We start from the raw sequence: 24,439 nt of genomic DNA, 5'->3' as shown, positions 1-24,439 counted from the left end.
GCCTCCTAGAAGAATCCCAGTTTGTCGGCGGAGTAGCTCACCAGCAGGTTTTTGGTCTGCTGGTAGTGGGCGAGCATCATCAGGTGGTTCTCCCGCCCGATGCCCGACTGCTTGTACCCGCCGAAGGCTGCATGCGCCGGGTACTGGTGGTAGCAGTTGGTCCACACGCGGCCGGCCTGGATGTCCCGTCCGGCCCGGTAGGCGGTGTTGGCTTCGCGCGACCAGACCCCGGCCCCGAGCCCGTAGAGGGTGTCGTTGGCGACGGAGATCGCTTCGTCATAATCGTCGAAGCCTGTCACCGAGACCACCGGCCCGAAGATCTCCTCCTGGAAGACTCGCATGGTGTTGCTTCCTCGGAAGATGGTTGGCTGTACGTAGTAGCCTCCGGCAAGGTCGCCGCCCAGATCTGCCCTGCTGCCTCCGATGAGAACTTCGGCGCCCTCCTGCTTCCCGATGTCGAGATAGCTGAGGATCTTCTCCAGCTGGTCGTTGCTGGCCTGAGCCCCGACTTGGGTGTCGGTGTCCAGAGGGTTGCCCTGCACCATTGTTCGAGTGCGCTCCACAGCCGCGTCGAGGAAATCATCGATGATGCTGTTCTGGATGAGCGCGCGGGATGGGCAGGTGCAGACTTCGCCCTGGTTGAGGGCGAACATGGCGAACCCTTCGAGCGCCTTGTCGTAGTAGGCGTCGTCGGCCCGGGAGACGTCTTCGAAGAAGATGTTGGGGCTCTTGCCGCCCAGCTCGAGGGTGACCGGGATGAGGTTCTGTGAGGCGTTCTGCATGATGAGGCGGCCCGTGGTGGTCTCCCCGGTGAACGCGATCTTCCGGATGCGCGGACTGGAGGCCAGCGGGGCGCCGGCTTCGGCGCCGAAGCCGTTGACCACATTGATCAGACCGTCCGGGATGAGGTCGGCGATGAGCTCCATGAGCAGCAGGATGCTCGTGGGTGTCTGCTCCGCGGGTTTGAGGACCACCGCGTTTCCTGCCGCCAGAGCGGGGGCGAGCTTCCAGGTGGCCATCAGCAGGGGGAAGTTCCAAGGGATGATCTGCCCCACGACGCCGAGGGGCTCGTGGAAGTGGTAGGCGATCGTATCGCCGTCGATCTCGCTGATGCCGCCTTCCTGGGCTCGGATCGCTCCGGCGAAATAGCGGAAGTGGTCCACAGCCAGCGGGAGATCGGCGGCCAGGGTTTCGCGCACCGGCTTGCCGTTCTCCCAGGTCTCGGCCACGGCGAGCATCTCGAGGTTCTCCTCGATCCGGTCGGCGATGCGGTTCAGGACGATCGCGCGCTCGGCGACTGGTGTTCTCCCCCAGGCGGGCGCAGCTCGATGAGCGGCGTCGAGGGCGAGGTCGATGTCCTCCGCCGTCGACTGCGGGATCTCCGTGAATGTCCTGCCGGTGACCGGAGAGGGGTTCTCGAAGTACTTTCCCCTGCCTGGGGCGACCCACTCGCCGCCGATGAAGTTCTCGTAGCGAGACGCGAAGCTGACGACGCTGCCGTTGGTTCCCGGCTGTGAATAGACGCTCATGGTCCCTCCTTCAATCTGTTGAAGAGTGTGATCTGTATCACTCCCTGGATTCACGGTAAGCCCGTGGGGGTTGCACCGGGGTTGCATAGCCAGATGTGCGCCGCTCGCCTATTATGTGATCCAGAGCACACTCTTCGAGGGTGAAGGAGCGACCATGAGGGCCGTCCCCGACCAGCCCGACACCTGGGGAAGCCTGAGGCAGGACCTGCGCGAGTCCTGGCACCGTTCTGCCGCCTATCTCGGCGATCCCGGTGTCGCACTGGCGCCCGTTGAGCTGCCCGATGAGGACCTCTCGGAGCTCCGACGCACGCATCCGCTGCGCCAGGTGCTGCCGGTCTTTGAGCAGCTGCTGATCCGACCTGCCTCTGAGGCCGGGCTGATCGTGGCCATCGGTGATGCTGAGGGCCGCCTGCTTTGGGTGGATGGTGACCAAGGCGCGCTTCGCCGTGCAGAAGCCTCAGCATTTCAGCCCGGAGCGCGGTGGTCCGAACAGGCGATAGGGACCTCGGCGCCCGGCATTGCGCTGGCCACCGGCCGCGGCTCACAAGTTCACCAGGATGAGCACTTCGCCTTCTCCGCGCACCAGTTCTCCTGCTCCGCCGCGCCAATCCGCAATCCGCACACCGGCTCCGTGGTCGGCATAGTCGACCTGACGGGAGACGAGAAGGCCGTGGCCACGCACTCGCTGCCGCTGATCTATGCCGCGATCTCTGCCGCCGAGGCGGAGCTTAAGGTCCTCACCGCGGACTCGGGCCTTCCGCAGCTCATCACCCTCGGCACCCTGAGGCCGCTGCTGGGACGCAGTGCCGCAAGGGAGCGCCTGAGCCTGCGTCACGCGGAGATCATGACGCTGCTGGCCTGGCACGGCCAGCTGAGCGATCAAGGGGGGCTCACCTCGGCGGAGCTCGCGGAGCTGCTCTTCGGGGAGCCGGGTCACGAGGTGACCCTGCGTGCAGAGGTAGTGCGTCTCAGGCGCATGCTGCGCAGCGCGCCCGCCTCTTCCGGCGGAACGGATCTGCTCTCGAAGCCCTATCGCCTGGACCGTCCGATCGAGGTGGACGCCGTGCTGGTCCACCAGGCACTCATCGCCGGAGAGCGCGACTTCGCACTCGACCTGTACGGCGGCGCCCTGCTGCCGGCCTCGGAGGCCCCAGGTGTGGCCGAGCTGCGCAGGCAGCTCTCCGTGGAGCTGCGCGAGGCGATGCTCGCTGACGGGACTCCCGAACAGCTGTGGAGGTACCTTCAGCTCTCTGAGGCGGCCGAGGACGAGGAGGCGGTGTACACCGCGCTGCGCGTGCTCCCCGCAGACTCTCCGCAGCGATCCTCCCTGGTGGCGCGTGCAACGGTCATGCAACCGCCATGTGACTAGCATCACATATGCAATAGCAGACAGCGGCTCGAGGCCGCACCCGACCCAGGGAGACACTATGAGCACTATGACTGCCGCCGTCGTCGAGGACTTCGGCAAGGAGCTGAACGTCACTGAGTACCCCACCCCCAAGCCGGGGCCGGGCCAGGTTCTGGTCAGGCTCCTCGCCTCAGGGGTGTGCCACACCGACCTCCATGCCGCCGAGGGAGACTGGCCCGTGAAACCCTCTCCCCCGTTCATTCCGGGGCACGAGGGCGTGGGCGTGGTCGAGGAGCTCGGCGAGGGCGTGACCGAGCTGAAGGAGGGTCAGCTGGTGGGCAATGCCTGGCTCTGGAGCGCCTGCGGCTCCTGCGAGTACTGCCGCACCGGCTGGGAGACGCTCTGCGAGTCACAGACCAACGGCGGCTACTCCGTGGATGGATCCTTCGGCGAGTACATGCTCGTTGAGGCCCGGTTCGCGGCCTCTATCCCGGAAGGGTCGGATCCGCATGAGATCGCGCCGGTGCTGTGCGCGGGAGTGACGGTCTACAAGGGGCTGAAGATGACCGGCGTTCGCCCGGGCCAATGGGTAGCCATCTCTGGGATCGGCGGACTCGGCCACATCGCCGTGCAGTATGCGGCAGCCATGGGGATGCGAGTCATTGCTGTGGACATTGCGGACGACAAGCTCGCCCTGGCTCAGCGGCACGGCGCCGAGATCGTCCTGAACGCCATGGGTTCGGACCCCGCCCAGGAGATCCAGGACAAGGTGGGCGGCGTCCATGGAGTGCTCGTCACCGCGGTGCACCCGAGCGCCTTCGGCCAGGCCATCACGATGGCACGCCGCGGCGGGAGCATCGTCTTCAACGGCCTGCCTCCGGGAGACTTTCCCGCGCCGATCTTCGACATTGTGCTGAAGGGCCTCACCATTCGCGGCTCCATCGTGGGAACCCGCCAGGACATGGAGGAGGCTCTGGACTTCTACGCCCGCGGGTTCATCCGTCCGACCTTCTCCAAGCGGCCGCTGGGAGACATCAACGCAGTGTTCGACGAGATGCACCACGGCAAGATCGACGGCCGCGTGGTCATCGACTACACGGCCTGAGCGTTCCTGCTGGAGCAGGCGTCCCAGCCGTCCCTCGTGGGAAGGGTGGGACGCCTCAGCTCATCAGGGGCTGGCCGATGAAGGGATCCAGCCACAGGCCGACGAACAGCAGGGTGAGATAGAGGATGGAGAGGTGGAAGACCTTCATGGCCTCCTTCTGCTTCAGACTCCCCTGCTGGGCCTTGCGGTGCAGCACGTGGCATTCCCAGACGAACCAGGCCCCTGAGACCACAGCGACCGCCGTGTAGGTGATCCCTGCCCAGCCCAGCGGCACCAGCAGCAGCGAGCAGACCACCGTGGCCCACGCGTAGAGGACCACCTGGACCGAGACGGTGTTCTCCGTCGCGACGGCCCCGAGCATGGGAACATCGGCCTTCTGATAGTCCGTCCGGTACTTCATGGACAGCGGCCAGTAGTGGGGCGGAGTCCACAGGAAGATGATGACGAAGAGCACCAGGGCCGGCCACTCGAGGGTCTCTCTGACCGCGGCCCAGGCGATCACGACGGGGAAGCATCCTGCGATGCCGCCCCAGATGATGTTCTGCTCGGTCCGCCGCTTCAGGAGCATGGTGTACACCACGACGTAGAAGAAGATCGCGGCCGCTCCGAGAGCGGTGGCCAGCGGATTCGTGCCGACCCAGAGGACTCCGAGCGCGAGCGCTCCGAGCACCGCGGCAAAGGCCAATGCCTCCCTCGGGCTCACCTCGCCGGTCACCAGGGGCCGCTTCTTGGTGCGGTTCATCAGCCGGTCCATGTCACGGTCCAGATAGCAGTTGAACGCACCCGCGGAGCCTGCTGCCATGGCACCGCCGATCATGGTGGCCACAGCGGTCCAGAAATCGGGCAGGCCGCGCTGGGCGAAGAACATAGTGGGGAGGGTCGTGACCAGCAGCAGCTCGATCACCCGCGGCTTGGTGAGCGACCAGTAGGCCGCTGCCTTCCTCTTGAACCCGAGCGTTGCGGGCGCGTCAGCTGAGGTGCGGGAAGGCGTTGTGGTCACCGGGACAGTCTAGCTGTTCTACCGGATGTAGAAAACGACCTGTGACACTCCGCATGCCTGCTGCTCAGGCATCGATGCGTTCCTTGCTCAGAGCACGGGATCCTTCGATGATGAAGTCCTTGCGCGGGGCGACCACGCTGCCCATGAGGAGCTCAAATGCCTTCTCCGCGGCATCGGCATCCTCCACTCGGATGCGGCGCAGCGAACGGCGCTGCGGGTCCATCGTGGTCTCGGAGAGCTGGTCGGCGTCCATCTCGCCCAGACCCTTGTACCGCTGGATCGGCTCCTTGTACCGCAGGCCTTTCTTCTCCAGCTCGGCGAGCAGCTTCACCAGCTCCGCCTCCGAGTAGGTGTAGCGGACCTCATTGGCCTTTCTCCCAGGCTGGATGATCTCTACGCGATGCAGGGGCGGCACAGCGGCGAAGACCCGTCCCGCCTCGATCATCGGGCGCATGTACCGGAAGAAGAGCGTCAGCAGCAGCGTGCGGATGTGAGCACCGTCGACGTCGGCGTCCGTCATCAGCACCACCTTGCCGTACCGCGCGGCGGTGATGTCAAAGCTGCGACCAGTTCCGGCGCCGATGACCTGGATGAGAGCGGCGCATTCCTGGTTGGAGAGCATGTCCGAGACAGAGGCCTTCTGAACGTTGAGGATCTTGCCGCGTATCGGCAGCAGCGCCTGATAGTCCGAGGAGCGGGCCAGCTTGGCTGTGCCGAGCGCGGAGTCGCCCTCCACGATGAACAGCTCGGAGGACTCCACATCCTTGGCCCGGCATTCCACAAGCTTGGCCGGCATCGATGAGTTCTCCAGGGCGTTCTTGCGGCGCTGGGTCTCCTTGAGCTGCCGGGCGGAGATCCGGGACTTCATCTCGGAGACCACCTTCTCAAGCACGGCGGCAGCCTGCTGCTTGTCGGCCTTCTTGGAGGAGGTCAGCTTCTGCTCGAGCTGGCCGGCCACCACCCGTGAGACGATCTGCCGCGCGGCGGGTGTGCCGAGGATCTCCTTGGTCTGGCCTTCGAACTGGGGCTCGGCGATTCTGACGGTGATCACTGCGGTGAGGCCGGCGAGGACGTCGTCCTTCTCCAGCTTGTCGTTTCCCGCTTTGAGCTTGCGGGCATTCGCCTCTACGACTTTGCGGAAGATGCGCAGCATGGCCTGCTCGAAGCCGCTGAGGTGGGTGCCGCCCTTAGGGGTTGCGATGATGTTCACGAAGCTGCGGACCGTGATGTCGTAGCCGGTCCCCCACTGCAGCGCGATGTCGACTTCGCAGTCGCGCTCGACCTCCTGCATGCGCCCGTCCACGGGAATCGTCTCGGTGAACGTGCCGTGGCCCTGGATCCTCCACGTATCGGTGATGGGGGCGTCGGGCGAGAGATGCTCCACGAACTCGCTGATGCCGCCGTCGTAGCGGAAGACCTGCTCAGTGTGCTCCGCGCCGCGGAGGTCCTGCACCACGAGCTTCAGTCCCGGGACCAGGAAGGCGGTCTGCCGGGCACGGGCGAAGAGCTCCTCGTCATTGAACGCGGCGTCCGGGGTGAAGATCTGCCGGTCTGCCCAGTAGCGGACCGTGGTGCCGGTCACGCCGCGCTTGGCCTTGCCGGTGGCCTGCAGCGGCGAGCCCGCCTCGGCAGGGGTGAACTCGTCCTGCGGCTCGGACCCGGCGAAGGTGCCGGGCTCGCCGCGGCGGAAGGAGAGGGAATGCACCTTGCCGCCGCGAGTGACGGCGGCGTCCAGACGTGCGGAGAGCGCGTTGACCACCGAGGCGCCGACGCCGTGCAGGCCCCCGACTGCGTTGTAGCTGCCGCCGCCGAACTTCCCTCCGGCATGCAGCTTGGTGAAGACCACCTCGAGGCCTGACAGGCCAGTGCGAGGCTCGATATCCACGGGGATGCCCCGGCCGTCGTCGCTGACTTCGACGGAGTCGTCGGGGTGCAGCGTGACGGTGATGGTGGAGGCGTAGCCGGCCAGCGCCTCGTCGACGGAGTTGTCGATGATCTCCCAGACGCAGTGCATCAGCCCCCGGGAGTCGGTGGAGCCTATGTACATGCCGGGGCGCTTCCGGACTGCCTCAAGGCCTTCGAGGACAGAGAGGTGCCGGGCGCCGTACTCCTCACGCGTTGCCATGGGCGCCAGGCTATCGGCAGGGGTACGCGGTCAGCGAAAGGCGCGCCCCTGGGCCGGGCTTCAGGATTTTTCTCGGGATTCACGTGGTTGGATGAGTGGACATTGCTTGACGCAACCCTAGGAGGCGACATGACAAGCACCACCGGCACTCTGGAGGCAGGGGCCAAGCTGACCGCCCTGGACCGCTGCGACCGCTGCGGAGCCCAGGCCTATGTGCGCGCCGAGCTGTCCTCCGGCGGGGCGCTTCTCTTCTGCAACCACCACGCCCGTGCCGTTGAGGACACTCTCAGGCCTCAGACTCTCGGCTGGATCGACGAGTCAGACCGAATCAGCTGATTCGTCCCAGACAGAGGAGAGCCCCCCGGCCGGCAGCGGCTGGGGGGCTCTCCTCTGTCTAAGCCGGCGCCTCAGTCCAAGTAGTCCCGCAGGACCTGGCTGCGGCTGGGGTGGCGCAGCTTGGACATCGTCTTGGACTCTATCTGCCTTATACGCTCGCGGGTCACCCCGTAGACCTTGCCGATCTCGTCGAGGGTCTTGGGCTGGCCGTCGGTGAGTCCGAACCGCATGGCGACGACGCCTGCCTCCCGCTCGGCGAGGGTGTCCAGCACGGAATGCAGCTGCTCCTGCAGGAGGGTGAAGCTGACGGCGTCGGAGGGGACCACGGCCTCGGAGTCTTCGATGAGGTCGCCGAACTCGGAGTCGCCGTCCTCACCCAGAGGCGTATGCAGGGAGATGGGCTCCCGGCCGTACTTCTGGACCTCGACGACCTTCTCGGGAGTCATGTCCAGCTCGGCGGCGAGCTCCTCGGGGGCGGGCTCGCGGCCGAGGTCCTGCAGCATCTGCCGCTGGACGCGGGCGAGCTTGTTGATGACCTCGACCATGTGCACGGGGATGCGGATCGTGCGGGCCTGGTCGGCCATGGCTCGGGTGATGGCCTGGCGGATCCACCACGTGGCGTAGGTGGAGAACTTGAATCCCTTGGTGTAGTCGAACTTCTCCACCGCGCGGATGAGGCCGAGGTTGCCTTCCTGGATGAGGTCCAGGAAGAGCATGCCGCGGCCGGTGTACCGCTTGGCGAGGGAGACTACGAGACGGAGGTTGGCCTCGAGCAGGTGGTTCTTGGCCTTCTTCCCGTCAGCGACGATGAGCTGCAGGTCACGCCGCAGCTTGCGGTCGGTGATGTCGTCGTTGGCGAGCTGGTGCTCGGCGAAGAGCCCTGCCTCGATGCGCAGCGCCAGATCCACCTCCTGCTCGGCGTTCAGCAGGGCGACCTTGCCGATCTGCTTCAGGTAGTCCTTGACCGGGTCCGCGGTGGCGCCTGCGGAGACGACCTGCACGGCAGGGGCGTCATCGTCGTCCGCGTTGGAGATGACAAAGCCGCGTCCAGAGGGTGACTCGTCCTCCTTGGCCTCCCCGGCGTCGGTGTCGACGAGCTTCTCTGCGTCTTCACCCTCCTCCTCGGCCTTGGCCACGGCGTTCGCCAAAGCTGCGGTGGGGGACTCCTCTTCGCTGTCGACCTCGGCGAGGATCTCGTCCACGGCATCGGTGGTCTTGCGGCGGCCGCCGCCTCCGGCCTTCTTCGCCGGAGCTTTGGAGGCCGTAGTCTTCTTCGCGGCGCTTGCCTTGGTCGAGGCGGTCTTCTTGGTCCCCGTCGACTTTTTGGCCGCAGAACCGGACTTGCTCGAGGACTTGGAGGCTGTCGACTTCTTCTCCGCGCTGCCCTTGGCTGCAGTTTCCTGCTCCTTGGCTGCGGCAGTCTCTTCCTCAGTCTTGGTAGTGGGCACGTTGACCTTCCGACTCGACACATTCGCTTTCCCCGCGCCTTCCGGCCCGGGGGCAGCGCCTTGGAACTCTCAAGGAGCCCAACACGCCTATGACCCTGTCAAGTCCCGGTGGGTGGGCACGCTTCGCGCTGGCACCTCTCAATGGACCGGGTCTGCAGGGTCTGTTGGTGTCCTAACGATACGCACTCGGCAGTCATTCCCGAAATGCGGCAGGCTTTTTCGGCGAGGCGCCCGCCTGCTCTGTCTGCCACCAGCTGTAGCTGTGAATCTTGACCCTCGCCCAGGGGCAGACCCCGAATGCTGAGGAGAATCTGTCGATCAGGTCAGCCATGGTGCAGTCGGAGGCGGCGACTGACTCCTCACGGAGGCGTTCGACGGTCGCGCTGGAGACGGAGCTGCGTCCCTTGGCCCATTCTGTCCACGCCTTCAGGGTCAGTGCCGCTGCGCGCTCCCCCGCCTCAGCGTAGGCGAGCAGCTCGCGCAGAAGCGCCTCGAGGGCCTCCACCCGCGGCCAGTCCGGCCGGGATCCGGTGTCTCCGAGCCAGCAGCGCGAGTACTCCTCAAGCAGGCGGTCCAGTCGGGCGGGGCTGAGCTCTTTCGGCAGGCCGCCGGCGAGCCGGGCCAGCAGCTCCTCATCCTCGAGGTTCTGCACCGCCGGATCCTGCAGCACCGCGTCGTGGAAGACCGTGCCTGCCAGGGCCGGCAGGTAGCCCGCTGAGGCCAGCGGAACCAGAGTATCCCTGCCCCGTTTGGTGCGGAGCGTCTTCAGGAGCGCCGCGGTTCGGCTCTCTGCAGTGTGAATCCACTGGGCACCGGAACGCTGGGTCCGGGCGAGGGCCGAGTCCCAGAGGGTGAGCAGCTCCTGGGCGGCAGAGGGGACGACGGCATCGTCGACGAGTCGTCTCATCACCCGTCGGGAAGCGTCCGAGGGAGACGCAAGGGGCGAGAGGAACTCGTTGAGGAGGTCCCCTGGCCCCTGAGCGCCGTCCGGCACATGCAGTTCAGGGAGGCGGCGCAGCGACTCCTCGAGCTCCTGAGCGATGCCGTGCCCTGGGTAGGGGCAGCACGCTGCATCCCTGCAGCTGTAGTTGCGGATGCTTCCGCCGCCGGCGTGCCATATATGGACAAGCTCCACCTCGTAGTCCGAGGCGAGGGAACCCGCGAGAGTGTGCACGAGCGGATCATAGAGGTCTCCGTGCAGCGGGGAGGGGGCATCTCGGGTGAAGAGCAGCGCGATCGCGGCGTCAGGAGCTGGCTCAGAGGCCGGACCGGCCAGCCATTCGGCGCACTGGCGCGCCATCGCGTAAGGGTCTTCGGCGCTGGGCCCGAGATCCACGCGAAGGTGACCGCCGCTGGAGCCTCCTGCCATTCCGATGAGGACCAGGGAGTCCTGGGGCATGTAGCCGAAGGTGTGCTGAACCAGGGCCAGGGAGTCCCCCGGTCGGTCAAGGTGTGCGGTCGGTGTGTCTGGTGAGGCCGCTGCGGCCGAATTCTGCGTCACGCGTTCCAGCCTCACGGGCACCGCGTCCACTGACGGTGGGCAGTGGGCAGGCTGTGAAGAGTTCGGTGCGTCCAGGCCTGGGCCTCCGGATCGGTGGAAGACTCAGCGCAGCGATCTCAGCCCTGCGGCTCTCCGGAGGGCCCCTCGTCCTTGCCCTCGTCCAGCCCGTCCGGCGCCGCGGCGCCGAAGATGCTCTCGCCCGGGTGGGAACGCAGGTACTGCTCGACGGCGGCGCCCAGCTCGTCGGCGTCGGGCACGGCGTCGTTGCTGTGGACGAGCAGAGACCGCTGCTGCTTCGTGGCGTGCTGATCGAAATTCTGCTCCAGCTGCTCCACCACCTGCGCGACTTGGGGATTCTGCTGCACCTGCTCGGTGATGTCGGACTCCACCGCCCGGGCAGCCTCACGCAGGTCATCGGCGGGGAGCATCAGTTCGCTGGCGGCTCCGGCGTACTCCAGGGCGGCCACGGCCACCTGCGGATATTTGCCGGAAGCCAGGTAATGGGGCACGTGCACCGTGTAGCCGACGACGTCATGGCCGGCGACGTCGAATCGGTGCTCCAGCATCTGGGAGAGTCCCGCTTCGACCTGCGCGTTGGGCGACCAGGTGGAGATTCCCTCCACCAGGTCAGACCGGTTCCCGTGGGCCGTCACGCCGAGCGGGCGAGTATGCGGTGCGGGAAGCCCGAGCGCATCGGTGAAGACCGCCAGCTCAACCCCCAGGTGGTCAGCCAGGGCGAGCAGCGTCTCAGCGACCCGCTCCCACTGGAAGTCCGGCTCATCCCCCGCCAGCAGGAGGAAAGGGCGACCCAGGGAGTCCTGGAGCTCATAGAGGTCCAGCCGGGGCCCCTGGAACTCGGAGAACCGATTGTCCGTGAAGAGCATGTGCGGCCGGCGGGACCGGTAGTCGAAGAGCTCGTCGACGTCAAAGCTCGCGACCTGACGGTTCGGAAGGGCCGAGAGCAGCGAATCCGTCAGCTGCTCGGAAAGATGGCCGGCGTCAGTGTGGCCGGAGACCGAGACGAGCATGCTCAGGCCTCGGTCCGGAACCCCTTCCCGGGGCCCGGACTGTCCGGCACTGTGCAGCACGAGCTCGCCGCCCTGTCCGACGAAGGCGTCGGAGAACGGCTCATCTGCAGGCTCTGCGTGCAGGTGGAGCAGGTCGAAGCGGCTCCGCTCAAAGCCGGACTGGTTCGGATCGATGGGTCCCACACTGCTCCTTCGTCGGGTAGACGTCTGGTGGACTGCGGTCTGTTCAGAACAGTCTGGCGAGCCCGGGCATTCCCGGGCGGGCGCCTCGACGCCTTCCTGCTGCGGCACTTCGGTTGTGCCGGTGTCCTGTGTGAGTAGGATCGGACCTGTGATCAACGACTTCAAGCCCACTGTGTCCGCTGTGTCCTCCGCCGTCGAGAAGGTCGACGCCGACGCCCTGGTGCTCGGTGTGGCGAAGGGCCCCGAGGGGCCCGTGCTGCTGCCGAATCCTCTGGCGGACAAGGCTGCCAGGAGCGTCGCCGATTCCCTGAAGGCACTCGGCGCCTCCGGGGCTGCAGATCAGCTGCTGCGCCTGCCGGGTGTGGACGGGTTCAAGTCCGAGACCCTCGTGCTGATCGGCGTCGGCCAGCTGACGGGCGAAGCTGACGGCGGCGTCTCCCTGGAAGCGCTTAGGAGGGCGGCAGGGTCAGCCGCCCGCCAGCTCTCCTCCGCCTCCTCCATCGCGCTGGCCCTGCCCGCCGCCACCATCGAGCAGGTCTCTGCGATCGCCGAGGGCGCGGCCATCGGCGCGTACAGCTTCCCGCACTTCAAGGGCAGCGAGGAGGCTCGCAGCCAGACTCCCGCCTCTGAGATCGCGGTGCTGACTGAGCTGAAGGATAAGCACACCAAGGCTGCGGTGACCCGCGCCGGCGTCGTCGGTCAGGCCGTCCGCGCGGTGCGCGACCTGGTCAACACTCCTCCGAGCCACCTCTACCCGGAGTCCTTCGCCGAGACCGTCGCCAAGGCAGCCAAGAGCACCAAGGCCAAGCTCAAGGTATGGGACGACAAAGACCTCGCCAAGGACGGCTTCGGCGGTCTGCTCGGAGTCGGCGGCGGCTCTTCCCGAGGCCCCCGGCTCGTGCGCGTCGAGCACTCCCCGTCCCGGCCCGCTGCCCATATCGCGCTGGTCGGCAAGGGCATCACCTTCGACTCCGGCGGTCTCTCGCTGAAGCCCGCCAACGCCATGACCACTATGAAGCTGGACATGGCAGGCGCTGCCACCGTGGTGGCTGTGGTGCTGGCCGCCGCTGAGCTCAACCTGCCTGTCAAGGTCACCGGCTGGCTCTGCCTGGCCGAGAACATGCCCTCCTCCACCGCCCAGCGGCCCGAGGACGTCATCACCATCTACGGCGGCAAGACCGTCGAGGTCCTCAACACCGATGCTGAGGGCCGTCTGGTCCTCGCTGACGGCATCGTCGCCGCCTCGGAGGAGCAGCCGGACGCCATCGTCGACGTCGCGACTCTCACCGGCGCCCAGATGATCGCCCTGGGCAGCCGCACTGTCGGCGTGATGGGCTCGGAAGGTGTCCGCGACAGCCTCGTCGAAGCCGCCGACGTCTCCGGCGAGTCCCTCTGGGGGATGCCGATCCCCGAAGAGGCGCTCACCGGATTCCGCTCTGATGTGGCAGACCTCACCAACACCGGAGCCCGAGAGGGCGGCATGCTCAACGCGGCGGCGTTCCTGCGCGAGTTCGTCGGCGACCGCGCCGACGCGGATCCCAAGGCTCTCGATCCGGAGACCAAGCGGATCCCCTGGGCCCACGTAGACATCGCAGGGCCCTCCTTCAACGATAAGGGCGCCTACGGATACACCCCCAAGGGCGGCACAGGAGTCACCGTCCGCACTCTGATCACCTACTTGGAGGGCCTCACCAAGGCCTGAGCAGACCCCATTGGTGAGGAATCTCACTGATAGGCTGACTGGCAGCGAAGAGGCTGATCCAGCCCCTGAAACGTCTCACGCAAGGAGCACATATCGTGGCTGAAGAATTCGACGTCCTGGTCCTCGGCGGAGGCAGTGCCGGCTACGCGGCCGCCCTGCGCTCTGTGCAGCACGGCTTCAGCGTCGGGCTGATCGAGAAGTCCAAGCTCGGCGGCACCTGCCTGCACACCGGCTGCATCCCCACCAAGGCCTACCTCCACGCGGCTGAGCTGGCGGATGACGCCAAGGCGTCTGAGAAGTACGGGGTGAAGACCACCTTTGAGGGCGTGGACCTCGCCAAGGTCAAGGAGTACAAGGACGGCATCGTCGCCGGCAAGCACAAAGGGCTCTCAGGCCTGCTGAAGATGCGCAAGATCGAGGTGATCGAGGGCGAGGGCAAGCTGGTCTCGCCCACCGAGATCGAGGTGGACGGCACCAAGTACTCCGCCAAGAACATCGTGCTGGCCACCGGCTCCACCTCCAAGACCTTCGGCCTGCCGCTGAGCGAGAAGGTCATCACCTCCACCGAGGCGCTCGAGCTGGAGGAGACCCCCAAGTCAGCCATCGTGCTCGGCGGCGGGGTGATCGGCTGTGAGTTCGCCTCCGCATGGACCTCGTACGGCACCGACGTGACGATCATCGAGGGCGCGCCCTCTCTGGTTCCCAACGAGGACCCGGACATCGTCAAGCAGCTCGAGAAGACCTTCAAGTCCCGGGGCATCACCTTCAGCACCGGCACCTTCTTCAAGGATGTGGAGGAGACCGCCGACGGCGTGAAGGTCACCCTTGAGGACGGCAAGACCTTCGAAGCGGACATCTGCCTGGTCGCAGTCGGCCGCGGGCCCGTGACCGAAGGGCTGGGCTTCGAGGACCAGGGCCTCACCCTGGACCGCGGCTTCGTCATCACCGACGAGCGCCTCCACACCGGCCTCGGCAATGTGTACGCGATCGGCGATATCGTCCCGGGCCTGCAGCTGGCCCACCGCGGCTATCAGCACGGCATCTTTGTGGCCGAGGAGATCGCCGGCAACAGCCCGATGGTCGTCGATGACATCAACATTCCCAAGGTCACCTACTGCGAGCCTGAGATCATGTCCATCGGCTACACCCAGCCCAAGGCTGAGGAGCAGTTCGGCAAGGACCAGATCGAGGTCATCAAGTACAACCTGGCCGGCAACGGCAAGTCCTCCATCCTGGGCACCGGCGGCATCATCAAGATGATCTCCGTGAAGGGCGGCCCGATCGTGGGCGTGCACGGGATCGGCACCCGCATCGGCGAGCAGATCGGCGAGGCTCAGCTCATCGTCAACTGGGAGGCCTACCCGGAGGATGTGGCGACCCTGGTCCACGCCCACCCCACCCAGAACGAGGCGCTGGGCGAAGCCGCCATGGCGCTCTTCGGCCACCCCCTCCACGGATAACGACCACTCGTCGACCACCCATATCGATTAGGAGCCGGACATCATGTCTGAGACTGTGAACCTTCCCGCCCTCGGTGAGTCTGTCACCGAAGGCACCGTCACCCGCTGGCTCGTCGAGGTCGGAGAGGAGGTCGAGGTCGACCAGCCCATCGTGGAGGTCTCCACGGACAAGGTCGACACCGAGGTCCCCTCGCCGATGGCCGGCACCATTGAGGAGAAGCTCGTCGATGAGGATGAGACCGTCGAGGTCGGTGCACCCTTGGTGAAGATCGGCGACGGCTCCGGCGCATCCGATGAGAGCTCCGGAGACTCCGGCTCCGAGGAGCAGGAGGAGGCCGCCGCAGAGGCTGAGCAGCCTGAGGAGACTCAGGAGGCTGTCGAGGAAGCTGCTCCCCCGGCCGGCGAGGCCGCAGGTGCTGAGGCGGAGCCCGAAGAGTCCAGCCCCGCTGCGGACACCGGCTCCACCGGCGGCGACGGTGAGGAAGTCACTCTGCCGGCGCTCGGCGAATCCGTCACCGAGGGCACCGTCACCCGCTGGCTCGTCGAAGTGGGCGACGAGGTCGAGGTGGACCAGCCCCTGCTCGAGGTCTCCACAGACAAGGTCGACACCGAGGTCCCCTCCCCCGTGGCCGGCACTGTCCAAGAGCTGAAGGTCTCCGAGGACGAGACCGTCGAGGTGGGTGCTGTGCTCGCGCTCGTGGGCTCCGGCGCCCCGGCTTCCTCCGGCAGCAGCGAGCCCAAGGACGAGCCCGCTCAGGAGCAGAAGGAGCCCGAGTCGGAGACTCCCGCCGAGGAGACCTCCCAGCCGGAGCCCGCACCCGAGCCGGAGCCGGAGCAGCCTAAGCAGGAAGCGCCCGCCGAAGAGAAGCCTGCTCCGCAGGAGGATTCGGCTCCGAAGTCCTCCGACGACACCTCGGCCGAGGGCTATGTGACACCGCTGGTCCGCAAGCTGGCAAAGAAGGAGGGCGTGGACCTCTCGCAGATCAAGGGCACCGGGGTCGGCGGCCGCATCCGCAAACAGGATGTGCTCGACGCGGCCGAGTCCCACGAGCCCTCCCAGCCCTCCGGGGGCGGGTCCGCGAAGCCTGCCCCGAAGGTAGAGGTCGACACCTCCCGCCGCGGAACCACCGAGAAGGCTCCCCGCATCCGCCAGGTGATCGCTCAGCGGATGACTGAGTCCCTGCAGGTGTCCGCGCAGCTCACCCAGGTCCACGAGGTCGATATGACCCGAATCGTGAACCTCCGCGCCAAGGCGAAGGGCTCCTTCCAGGAGGCGAACGGTGTCAAGCTGACCTACCTGCCGTTCATCGCACAGGCGGTCACCGAGGCGCTGAAGCAGCACGCGGTGCTCAACGCTCAGTACAACGAGGACAGCAAGGAGATCACCTACCACGATGCCGAGCACCTCGCCCTGGCAGTCGACACCGATAAGGGGCTCTTCGTCCCCGTCGTCAAGGATGCTGGGGAGCTGAACCTCGGCGGTCTGGCCAAGAAGATCTCCGACGTCGCGGAACGCACCCGGAAGGGCAGCATCGCCCCTGAGGAGCTCACCGGCGGCACCTTTACCATCACGAACCTCGGCTCCTTCGGCGCCCTGTTCGACACGCCGATCATCAACCAGCCCCAGGCTGCCATCCTCGGCACCGGCTCCATAGAGAAGCGCCCTGCCGTGGTCAGCGATGCTGACGGCAACGAAAGCATCGGCATCCGGCACCTGATGTACCTGGCGCTGACCTACGACCACCGGCTGGTGGACGGGGCAGACGCCGGTCGCTTCCTGCAGACCCTGAAGTCACGCCTTGAGGACGCCAACTTCGAAGGCGAGCTGGGACTCTGAGCAGCGACACCCCGGCCTTCACGCACGGAGCCGGGCACGCATCAGCAGACGCCTGAGCGCTGAGACGGCGCCGACGAGGGTCCCTCGTCGGCGCCGTTCTGCATCCGTGGCGCGTAGATGCCCTGGCAGCACGGTGGGCACCTCCGCGAGAACAGCGTCATCCGCCTGCGCACACAGGTCCAACGGCTCCGGCGCTGCACAGGCATAGAGCTCGGCCGCAAACTCGCCCGCCTGAGGCACCTCGGAGTCAGGCAGCTCCAAACACTGCTCCAGCAGGTCCGCCAGCCCATCCATGACATCGGGACAGATCACCTGCAGCGGTGTGCGGCGGCGTCCTTCACCCGGCTCCTCCCCCGTCAGAGCCCGCCAAGCGACCCTCGCCAGAGCCCGGACGTCCTGCTCGGCGTCATGGTCCTGCTCGCCCATCCCCAACAGATGTGCATCGCCCAGATCCGCCAGAACGGGCCGTCCCTCAGGGGTGAGGAGAATATTCGCCGCCGAGATGTCCCCGTGTGCGGCGCCCTGAGCATGCAGATGGGCGCAGGCATCCGCCACGGGGCTGAGGGCAGTGACCAGCTGCGAAGGCGTGAGCCTCCCGGTCCTGGCGATCATGCTCGCCAGGGAGCCCGCAGCGGCCGAATCCAGCAGCAGCCCCCGACCACCCCGCCCGGTGTCCAAGGCGATCCCCCAGGCTCTCACCAGGTGCGGATGAGCCAAGGGCAGCATCGCATCCAGCTCAGCCCGAAGGCTGTGGGCTGCAGGAGCGCTCCGCGGGGAGGCCAGAGGCACTTTGAGCGCCAGCACCTCGGGCACGATGTCGCCTCCGGAGACCCACAGGCAGCCAGAGGTGCCCGAGTCCTGCCGACGGACCTGCCAGACCGCGCACCGACCACCGATGCCCAGCAGCCGCTCATTGACCAGCCCGGCCACCCGCGGCGGCTCAGGGATCGGCGTCCTCGGGCTCTCCTGCGTCATCAGCGTCATAGGCACAGCATCCAGCAGATCCGTTTTCTCTGCAGACGTTTTCCACACCTGCCCCGCGCCCCGGAAGGCGTAGAGTGGTTCGCATGGCTCTTGAATACCGGCGCCTCGGCTTCGACCCGGATCTGGTCGACTACGCGGAGGCCTTCGAGCTTCAGAAGCACCTGCACGATGAGGTCATGGAGAATCCATCCCGGTCCACCGTCCTGCTGCTGGAGCACGCCGACGTCTACACCGCCGGCAAACGCACAGAGGAGCACGAGAGGCCCCGTGACGGCACACCGGTGGTGGACGTGGACCGCGGCGGGAAGATCACCTGGCACGGCCGGGGCCAGCTGATCGGCTACCCGATCCTGCATCTGAAGCACCGGACTCTCATCAAGGCGTACGTCTGTGCGCTGGAGGACGTCATCATGAAGGTGCTCAAAGAGGACTACGGCATCGATTCCACCCGGGTGGAGGGCCGCATCGGGGTGTGGATCCTCGGCGACCCGGCGGCGGGCGTGCCGGATCGCAAGATCGCTGCCATCGGCGTCCGCAACCACCGCGGGGTCACCACGCATGGCTTCGCTCTGAACTGCTCGAACGAGCAGGCTCCCTTCGAGAACATCATTCCCTGCGGCATTGACGATGCTGAGACCACCTCCATCACGCGGGAGACCGGCCGGACCGTCACCCCTTCCGATGCAGTGGACCGCGTGGAGCAGGAATTGAGGTCCGTCCTGCCGCGTTTGGTCAAAGACAGCTCTGACCAGGACAGCACTGTGCAGGCGCCCGTCGGGGACGACGTCGTCCTCACTGCCTGCTCCACCTCGATCCCAAAGGAAGGTGTCCTCCCGTGAGCGGATGCGTACCAGCAAGCTCAGCCCCCTCCTCCATCGCCCCCGAGGGGCGCCGGATGCTCCGGGTGGAGGCCAAGAACGCCGCAGTGCCCGTGGAGCGCAAGCCCGAATGGATGCGCACCAAGGTGAAGATGGGGCCCGAGTTCGCCGCGATGAAGAAGCGTGTGGGCGGAGCCGGCCTGCACACGGTCTGTGAGGAGGCCGGCTGTCCCAACATCTTCGAATGCTGGGAGGATCGAGAGGCCACCTTCCTCATCGGAGGCTCCGCCTGCACCCGTCGCTGCGACTTCTGCGAGATCGACACCGGGCGCCCCGCCGCCCTGGACGAGATGGAGCCGCTGCAGGTGGCGCAGTCCGTGGCAGAGATGCAGCTGCGCTACGCCACGGTCACCGGCGTGGCTCGCGACGACCTCGCCGACGAGGGCGTGTGGCTCTACGCGGAGACCATCCGCAAGATCCACGAGCTGAACCCCAGCACCGGTGTGGAGATCCTCATCCCGGACTTCTCCGGCAGGGAGGAGAACATCGCGGGAATCTGCGAGGCCAAGCCTGAGGTCTTCGCCCACAATGTGGAGACCGTGCCGCGCATCTTCCGCCGAATCCGCCCGGCCTTCCGCTACGAGCGTTCCCTGGATGTGCTCACCCAGGGGCAGCGCCACGGAATGATCACCAAGTCCAACCTGATCCTCGGGATGGGCGAGACCCGGGCAGAGATCTCCGAGGCGCTGCGCGATCTTCACGATGCCGGCTGCGACCTGCTCACCATCACCCAGTACCTTCGCCCCACTCCCCGCCATCTCCCCGTGGACCGGTGGGTCAAGCCCCAGGAGTTCATGGAGATCTCCCAGGAGGCAGAGGAGATCGGCTTCCTCGGTGTGATGTCCGGACCGCTGGTCCGCTCCTCCTACCGGGCCGGCTCCCTCTGGGCCAAGGCCATGCAGAAGAAGGGGTTCGAGATCCCCGCCGAGCTTGCCCACATCGAGCCCTCCGGCCAGACCAAGCAGGAAGCCTCCACCCTGGTCGCGGCAGGCTTCTAGCGGGTCAGCCCCAGCGATCCGGTAGTCTGGAAGCATCATGGCAAAGTCCGACTCCTCCCCCACTCTCACGAAAGAGCAGGCCAAGGCCGAGCTGAAGCAGCTGCGCGAGCAGAACAAGCGTCAGAAGGCTGAGAAGAAGGCCCGTAAGAAGACCAATAAGGGCAGCAAGAACAGCCAGGACGGCTTCTTCTCCCGCATCAAACAGGTCTTCAACATGACCCGCACCTATGACCCGAACATCGGGTGGTGGATGGCGTTGGCCGCCCTGCTGACCTTCGCCGCAGCCTTCGTGCTGGCCACGCTGCTGCTGAACTGGATCACCGGTCTTCTCGTAGGGCTGCCCACCGCCCTGCTGGCAGCGATGATCGTGATGAATCGGCGTGCCGAGAAGGCGGCGTTCGCGCGCATTGAGGGACGGCCCGGGGCCGCCGCCGCGGCCCTCGGCACCCTGCGCCGAGGCTGGATCGTCGAGGAGGAGCCCATCCAGATGGACCCCAAGACTCAGGACGCGGTCTTCCGGGTGATCGGCAGGCCCGGCGTCATCCTCGTCACCGAGGGGCCCGCGGGCCGTGCCCACAAGCTCAGCGAGAAGACCCGCAAGCGGCTCAAGCCCGTGCTGCGCGATGAGGTCCCCGTCCACATCATCCAGACCGGCCGCGGCGAGAACCAGGTCCCGCTGCCGAAGCTCTCCAAGCACATCAAAAAGCTGGACAAGAAGCTCACCAAGCATGAGGTCCACGAGGTGGACAAACGCATGTCGGCGCTGCCCTCGGCCCGGCCGCCGATCCCCAAGGGCGTGGACCCATACCGTGCACGCCCGGACCGCAAGGCGCTGCGCGGCTGAGGCCCCCTGACCTGGTAGACTTGAACGCTGTCTGGCAGGCACGGGTGCGTCCCGTCGTCGTAGTCACCGAGCAATCGGCAGCTCGAGCTCTCCTTCAGATTCCTCTTCTGTTCCGGAGGCCAGGTTCCGCGCATGACACTGCTGTGCGCGGCGCGATAAACACGATGCCGTCGTAAATGAGCAGAAAGAGACATCTCTATGCCTAAGACCCCGTTGCGCGCACGCCGCACCGTCAAGGCCTCCCGGGCCCTCGGCCTCGCGCTGACCCCCAAGGCCCAGAAGTACCTGGACCGTCGCCCCTACGGCCCCGGCCAGCACGGCCGCACCCGTCGCCGCACCGACTCCGACTACGCAGTGCGTCTGCGCGAGAAGCAGAAGCTTCGCGCCCAGTACGGCATCCGCGAGTCCCAGATGCTGCGGTACTACGAGGAGGCCAAGCGCCAGTCCGAGGGCCTCACCGGTGAGAACCTCATCGAGCTGCTGGAGTCCCGCCTCGACGCCCTGGTGCTGCGGTCCGGCTTCGCCCGCACCATCGCCCAGGCCCGCCAGTTCGTGACCCACCGTCACATCACCGTCAACGGCAAGCGCGTGGACCGCCCCTCCTACCGGGTCAAGCCCGGGCAGGTCATCCAGGTCCACGAGCGCTCTGAGAAGTTCGAGCCCTTCCAAGTCGCTGCTGCCGGCGCTCACCAGGAAGTGCTGCCGGACGTTCCGGGCTACCTGAGCGTGGAGCTCGATAAGCTTCAGGCCACCGTGGTCCGCAAGCCCGCTCGCGCAGAGGTTCCCGTGACCTGCGAAGAGCAGCTGGTCGTCGAGTACTACGCCCGCTGATCCTGCTCACAGCCTGAGCCGAGAGCCCGCCGTTCCCCTCCGGGGCGGCGGGCTCTCGCATTCCCGCTAAACTTGCACGGCACCGTTGTTGAATGACTTGGAGGATCAGTGAAGTCTGAGGACATCACCCGCACGTGGTACGACTACTTCAGTGCCAAGGGGCACGAGAAGGTCCCCTCGGCGTCGCTGATCTCTCCTGACCCATCCCTGCTGTTCACCGTGGCAGGCATGGTTCCCTTCATCCCCTACTTCCTCGGCACTGAGACCCCGCCGTACAGCCGAGCCGTCTCCGTGCAGAAGTGCATCCGTACCGCAGACATCGAAGAGGTCGGCAAAACAGCCCGGCACGGCACCTTCTTCCAGATGTGCGGCAACTTCAGCTTCGGCGACTACTTCAAGGAGAGGGCCATCCCCATGGCCTGGGAGCTGCTGACCACTTCCCCGCACGGAGACGGTGAGGACGGGCTGCGCGGCTTCGGACTGGATCCTGAGCGCCTGTGGGTCACCGTCTATGAGGAGGACGACGAAGCCTACGCGATCTGGCGCGACGAGGTCGGCGTCCCCGAGGAGCGCATCCAACGCTTCGGCCCCGAGGACAACTACTGGACCACCGGCCAGCCCGGCCCCGGCGGCCCCTGCTCCGAGATCTACTATGACCGCGGCCCTGCCTACGGCGTGGAGGGCGGCCCCGCGGCCGACGAGACCCGTTACGTGGAGATCTGGAACCTCGTCTTCATGCAGTACCGCCTCTCCGCGGTCCATTCGAAGACGGAGTTCGAGGTGGCGGGTCCGCTGCAGAGCAAGAGCATCGACACCGGCCTCGGACTGGAGCGCCTGGCTATGGTGCTGCAGGGCGTGGAGAACATGTACGAGACCGACCAGGTCCGTCCGGTGCTGGACCGTGCTGCTGAGCTCGCAGGGGTCACCTACACCTCCACGGAGGACCCGAAGGACCCCAACCACGCCAAGGACGTCCGGCTGCGTATGATCGCCGACCACGTCCGTTCGGCCCTGATGCTCATCAGCGACGGCGTCCGCCCCTCGAACGAGGCCGGCGGGTTCATCCTGCGTCGGCTCATCCGCCGCGTGATCCTGGCCATGCGGCTGCTCGGTGTGGAGGATCCCGTCTTTGCGGACCTCATCACGGTCTCCCGGGACGCGATGAAAGGCGTCTACCCGGAGGTGGAGCAGCGCTTCGAGACCATCCACCGTGTTGCGGAGAAGGAGGAGCAGGCGTTCCTGAGGACCATCGCGGCGGGAACGGAGCGCCTGGACTCGGCGGTGCAGACCGCTCAGTCTGAGGGCCGCAGCCTCTCCGGCGACGACGCCTTCGCCCTCCATGACACCTACGGCTTCCCCATCGACCTGACCCTGGAGATGGCGGAGGAGGCCGGTGTCGACGTCGACCAGGACACGTTCCGCGAGCTCATGGCGGAGCAGCGTGAGCGTGCCCGAGCAGACGCCAGAGGCAAGAAGTCAGGCCATGCCGACACCGAGGTCTACCGGGAGCTTGTGCAGGAGACCCCCACCCATTTCACCGGGTACACCGAGCACACCACGGAGTCCCGCATCCGCGGGGTGATCGTCGACGGGGCGGCAGCAGCCTACGCTTCGGCCGGCCAGGAGATTGAGATCGTCCTGGACGCCACGCCGTTCTATGCCGAAGCAGGCGGGCAGGCGCCGGACACCGGCCGGATCACCGGGGACGGATTCACCCTGGAGGTCACTGACGTTCAGTCCCCGGTCAAGGGGCTCGCCGTCCACCGGGCCCGGGTGCTGGAAGGTGAGGTGCCTGCCGGGGCCGAGGCGCTGGGGGCGATCGATGTCCGCCGCCGCCTTGACGCTCAGAAGGCCCACTCCGCCACCCACCTCATTCACGCCGCCCTGCACGACGTGCTGGGACCTGAGGCTGTCCAGGCCGGCTCCTTCAACAAGGAGGGGTACCTTCGGTTCGATTTCACCCATGACGAGGCCCTCTCCCCCGGCGCCCGGCAGGAGCTGGAGGAGATCACAAACCTCGCCATCCGCGACAACTACGCGGTGGAGACCAAGAGCATGTCACTGGACGAGGCTCAGGCCCTCGGCGCGATGATGCTGTTCGGTGAGAAGTACGGCGACCAGGTCCGCGTCGTGGAGATGAACGGCCCCTGGTCCCGTGAGCTGTGCGGCGGCACCCACGTGGCCTCCACTGCCGAGGTCGGCACTCTCGCGCTCATGTCTGAGGCTTCCGTGGGCTCGGGCAATCGGCGGGTCGAGGCGCTGGTCGGGCTCGATGCCTTTCGTCACTTCGCCGCAGAGCGGACGCTGGTCAACCAGCTCACCGACATGCTGAAAGTGCCCGCCGACCAGGTGCCCGACCGCATCTCGACGACCCTGAGCAGGCTCAAGGAGGCCGAGCGCGAGCTGGAGCGGCTGCGCGGCGAACAGCTGCGCGCCGCCGCTGGCCAGCTCGTCGAGCAGGCTGTCGACGCTGACGGCGTCTCTGTGGTCGCCCACAGCGCCGGCACGGCAAGCGGTGATGACCTGCGCCAGCTGGTGATGGACCTGCGCCAGCGCTTCGGCTCCCGGGCCGCCGTCGTGGCGGCTGCCGGAGAGTCCAAGGGCCGTCCCGTCATCGTCATCGGAACCACTGAGGCCGCCCGTGAGGAGGGACTGAAGGCAGGCGACCTCGTGAAGACCGCCTGCGGGATCCTCGGCGGAGGCGGAGGCGGAAAGCCTGACCTCGCCCAAGGCGGAGGCCAGGACCCCTCCCAGATCCCGGCAGCCCTCGAGGCCGTCGTCGGCGCCGTCCGCGCCCGCGGCTGATGGGCGGCAGCAGCCGGCCGGGAGTCCATCTTGCGGTGGATGTGGGCGACTCTCGCGTCGGCTTGGCCGCCACCGACCCTGACGCACTGGTCGCCACACCCGTGATGACTTTGCGTCGGGACGCGAAGAGAAGCTCCGACATCCGGATGCTGGTGAAGATAGCCCGGGACCGGGACGCTCGTATCGTCTACGTGGGCCTGCCCCTCTCGCTCTCAGGGGCTGAGACGCCCTCGACGCAGAAGGCTCGGGACTACGCGGCAGAGCTCGAACGAGCGCTGGCCGAGGCGGAGCTCGCAATTCAGGTGCAGTTGGTGGATGAGCGGCTCTCCACGGTCAGCGCACAGGGCAAGATGCGTGAGGCCGGCATCGAGGCCAGGAACCAGCGGGACAGCATCGACCAAGCAGCCGCGGTGGAGATTCTCACCCACGCCCTGGAAGTTTTCCACAGGAACGGCTGACCCCCGTTGCGGAGTCCCTCTTCGGACGGAATGCTGACG

The 24,439-nt window shown here is 66.7% G+C and carries 19 protein-coding genes; 12 read left to right on the top strand and 7 right to left on the bottom strand.

Going from position 1 to position 24,439, the window contains the following annotated elements; all coding sequences use genetic code 11:
• Window positions 1-5: 5 nt before the first annotated feature.
• On the bottom strand, window positions 6-1,529 hold the full coding sequence (gene exaC / locus FWJ47_RS08360) for an acetaldehyde dehydrogenase ExaC (protein WP_147106759.1): 1,524 nt from the start codon (window positions 1,527-1,529) through the stop codon (window positions 6-8).
• Between the two features lie 154 nt (window positions 1,530-1,683).
• On the opposite strand from exaC, the gene FWJ47_RS08355 reads away from it, so the two are divergent.
• Together FWJ47_RS08355 and adhP are read left to right on the top strand one after the other, a co-directional pair.
• A complete protein-coding gene (locus FWJ47_RS08355; RefSeq protein WP_147106757.1) occupies window positions 1,684-2,898 on the top strand; it encodes a sigma-54-dependent transcriptional regulator family protein in 1,215 nt (404 codons plus the stop codon).
• 58 nt (window positions 2,899-2,956) lie between these two features.
• Window positions 2,957-3,982 (top strand): alcohol dehydrogenase AdhP, encoded by a 1,026-nt coding sequence (gene adhP / locus FWJ47_RS08350; protein WP_147106753.1) that lies wholly within the window; start codon window positions 2,957-2,959, stop codon window positions 3,980-3,982.
• Window positions 3,983-4,037: 55 nt separating this feature from the next.
• On the opposite strand, the gene FWJ47_RS08345 is transcribed toward adhP, so the two are convergent.
• Window positions 4,038-4,982, bottom strand: coding sequence for a heme o synthase (locus FWJ47_RS08345; RefSeq protein ID WP_147106750.1), 945 nt, complete (start codon window positions 4,980-4,982; stop codon window positions 4,038-4,040).
• A 64-nt stretch (window positions 4,983-5,046) separates the two neighbouring features.
• A complete protein-coding gene (locus tag FWJ47_RS08340; protein ID WP_147106747.1) occupies window positions 5,047-7,107 on the bottom strand; it encodes a DNA gyrase/topoisomerase IV subunit B in 2,061 nt (686 codons plus the stop codon).
• Between the two features lie 129 nt (window positions 7,108-7,236).
• Here FWJ47_RS08340 and FWJ47_RS08335 point away from each other — a divergent pair, with 129 nt between their 5' ends.
• The gene (locus tag FWJ47_RS08335) at window positions 7,237-7,443 is read left to right on the top strand and encodes a DUF7455 domain-containing protein (protein ID WP_147106744.1); all 207 of its coding nucleotides are present in this window, start codon (window positions 7,237-7,239) and stop codon (window positions 7,441-7,443) included.
• 71 nt (window positions 7,444-7,514) lie between these two features.
• On the opposite strand, the gene FWJ47_RS08330 is transcribed toward FWJ47_RS08335, so the two are convergent.
• From FWJ47_RS08330 to FWJ47_RS08320, 3 genes are all read right to left on the bottom strand, one after another.
• The gene (locus FWJ47_RS08330; protein ID WP_425465998.1) at window positions 7,515-8,912 is read right to left on the bottom strand and encodes an RNA polymerase sigma factor; all 1,398 of its coding nucleotides are present in this window, start codon (window positions 8,910-8,912) and stop codon (window positions 7,515-7,517) included.
• 172 nt (window positions 8,913-9,084) lie between these two features.
• Window positions 9,085-10,392 (bottom strand): DUF4192 family protein, encoded by a 1,308-nt coding sequence (locus FWJ47_RS08325; protein ID WP_147106742.1) that lies wholly within the window; start codon window positions 10,390-10,392, stop codon window positions 9,085-9,087.
• Between the two features lie 116 nt (window positions 10,393-10,508).
• On the bottom strand, window positions 10,509-11,603 hold the full coding sequence (locus tag FWJ47_RS08320; protein ID WP_246126225.1) for a PAC2 family protein: 1,095 nt from the start codon (window positions 11,601-11,603) through the stop codon (window positions 10,509-10,511).
• Window positions 11,604-11,751: 148 nt separating this feature from the next.
• Between FWJ47_RS08320 and FWJ47_RS08315 the strand changes: the two genes are divergently transcribed.
• From FWJ47_RS08315 to sucB, 3 genes are all read left to right on the top strand, one after another.
• Entirely contained in the window at window positions 11,752-13,305 is a 1,554-nt protein-coding gene (locus FWJ47_RS08315; RefSeq protein WP_147106739.1) for a leucyl aminopeptidase, read from the top strand.
• Window positions 13,306-13,397: 92 nt separating this feature from the next.
• Window positions 13,398-14,765, top strand: a complete 1,368-nt coding sequence (lpdA, locus tag FWJ47_RS08310; protein WP_147106736.1) for a dihydrolipoyl dehydrogenase — start codon at window positions 13,398-13,400, stop codon at window positions 14,763-14,765.
• A 43-nt stretch (window positions 14,766-14,808) separates the two neighbouring features.
• Window positions 14,809-16,602 carry a 2-oxoglutarate dehydrogenase, E2 component, dihydrolipoamide succinyltransferase gene (gene sucB / locus FWJ47_RS08305; protein ID WP_147106733.1) on the top strand — a complete coding sequence of 598 codons (1,794 nt, stop codon included), beginning with the start codon at window positions 14,809-14,811 and terminating at the stop codon, window positions 16,600-16,602.
• An 18-nt stretch (window positions 16,603-16,620) separates the two neighbouring features.
• Here sucB and FWJ47_RS08300 read toward each other — a convergent pair whose 3' ends face one another.
• Window positions 16,621-17,586, bottom strand: coding sequence for a protein kinase (locus FWJ47_RS08300; RefSeq protein WP_147106730.1), 966 nt, complete (start codon window positions 17,584-17,586; stop codon window positions 16,621-16,623).
• A gap of 83 nt (window positions 17,587-17,669) precedes the next feature.
• Here FWJ47_RS08300 and lipB point away from each other — a divergent pair, with 83 nt between their 5' ends.
• The 6 genes from lipB (at window position 17,670) to ruvX (ending at window position 24,400) form a co-directional block, all read left to right on the top strand.
• Entirely contained in the window at window positions 17,670-18,425 is a 756-nt protein-coding gene (gene lipB / locus FWJ47_RS08295; RefSeq protein ID WP_147106727.1) for a lipoyl(octanoyl) transferase LipB, read from the top strand.
• A gap of 56 nt (window positions 18,426-18,481) precedes the next feature.
• Window positions 18,482-19,462 (top strand): lipoyl synthase, encoded by a 981-nt coding sequence (gene lipA / locus FWJ47_RS08290; RefSeq protein WP_147109203.1) that lies wholly within the window; start codon window positions 18,482-18,484, stop codon window positions 19,460-19,462.
• Between the two features lie 37 nt (window positions 19,463-19,499).
• On the top strand, window positions 19,500-20,306 hold the full coding sequence (locus FWJ47_RS08285; protein WP_147106723.1) for a DUF4191 family protein: 807 nt from the start codon (window positions 19,500-19,502) through the stop codon (window positions 20,304-20,306).
• 198 nt (window positions 20,307-20,504) lie between these two features.
• The gene (gene rpsD, locus FWJ47_RS08280) at window positions 20,505-21,137 is read left to right on the top strand and encodes a 30S ribosomal protein S4 (protein WP_147106720.1); all 633 of its coding nucleotides are present in this window, start codon (window positions 20,505-20,507) and stop codon (window positions 21,135-21,137) included.
• Window positions 21,138-21,245: 108 nt separating this feature from the next.
• A complete protein-coding gene (alaS, locus tag FWJ47_RS08275; RefSeq protein WP_147106717.1) occupies window positions 21,246-23,942 on the top strand; it encodes an alanine--tRNA ligase in 2,697 nt (898 codons plus the stop codon).
• The gene (gene ruvX / locus FWJ47_RS08270; protein WP_147106713.1) at window positions 23,942-24,400 is read left to right on the top strand and encodes a Holliday junction resolvase RuvX; all 459 of its coding nucleotides are present in this window, start codon (window positions 23,942-23,944) and stop codon (window positions 24,398-24,400) included. Before alaS ends, ruvX begins: the two co-directional genes overlap by 1 nt.
• Window positions 24,401-24,439: the final 39 nt, after the last annotated feature.

This window comes from Nesterenkonia populi (genome assembly GCF_007994735.1).
In the GTDB taxonomy this organism is placed as follows: domain Bacteria; phylum Actinomycetota; class Actinomycetes; order Actinomycetales; family Micrococcaceae; genus Nesterenkonia; species Nesterenkonia populi.
This window is presented reverse-complemented; position numbering and strand designations above follow the sequence as displayed.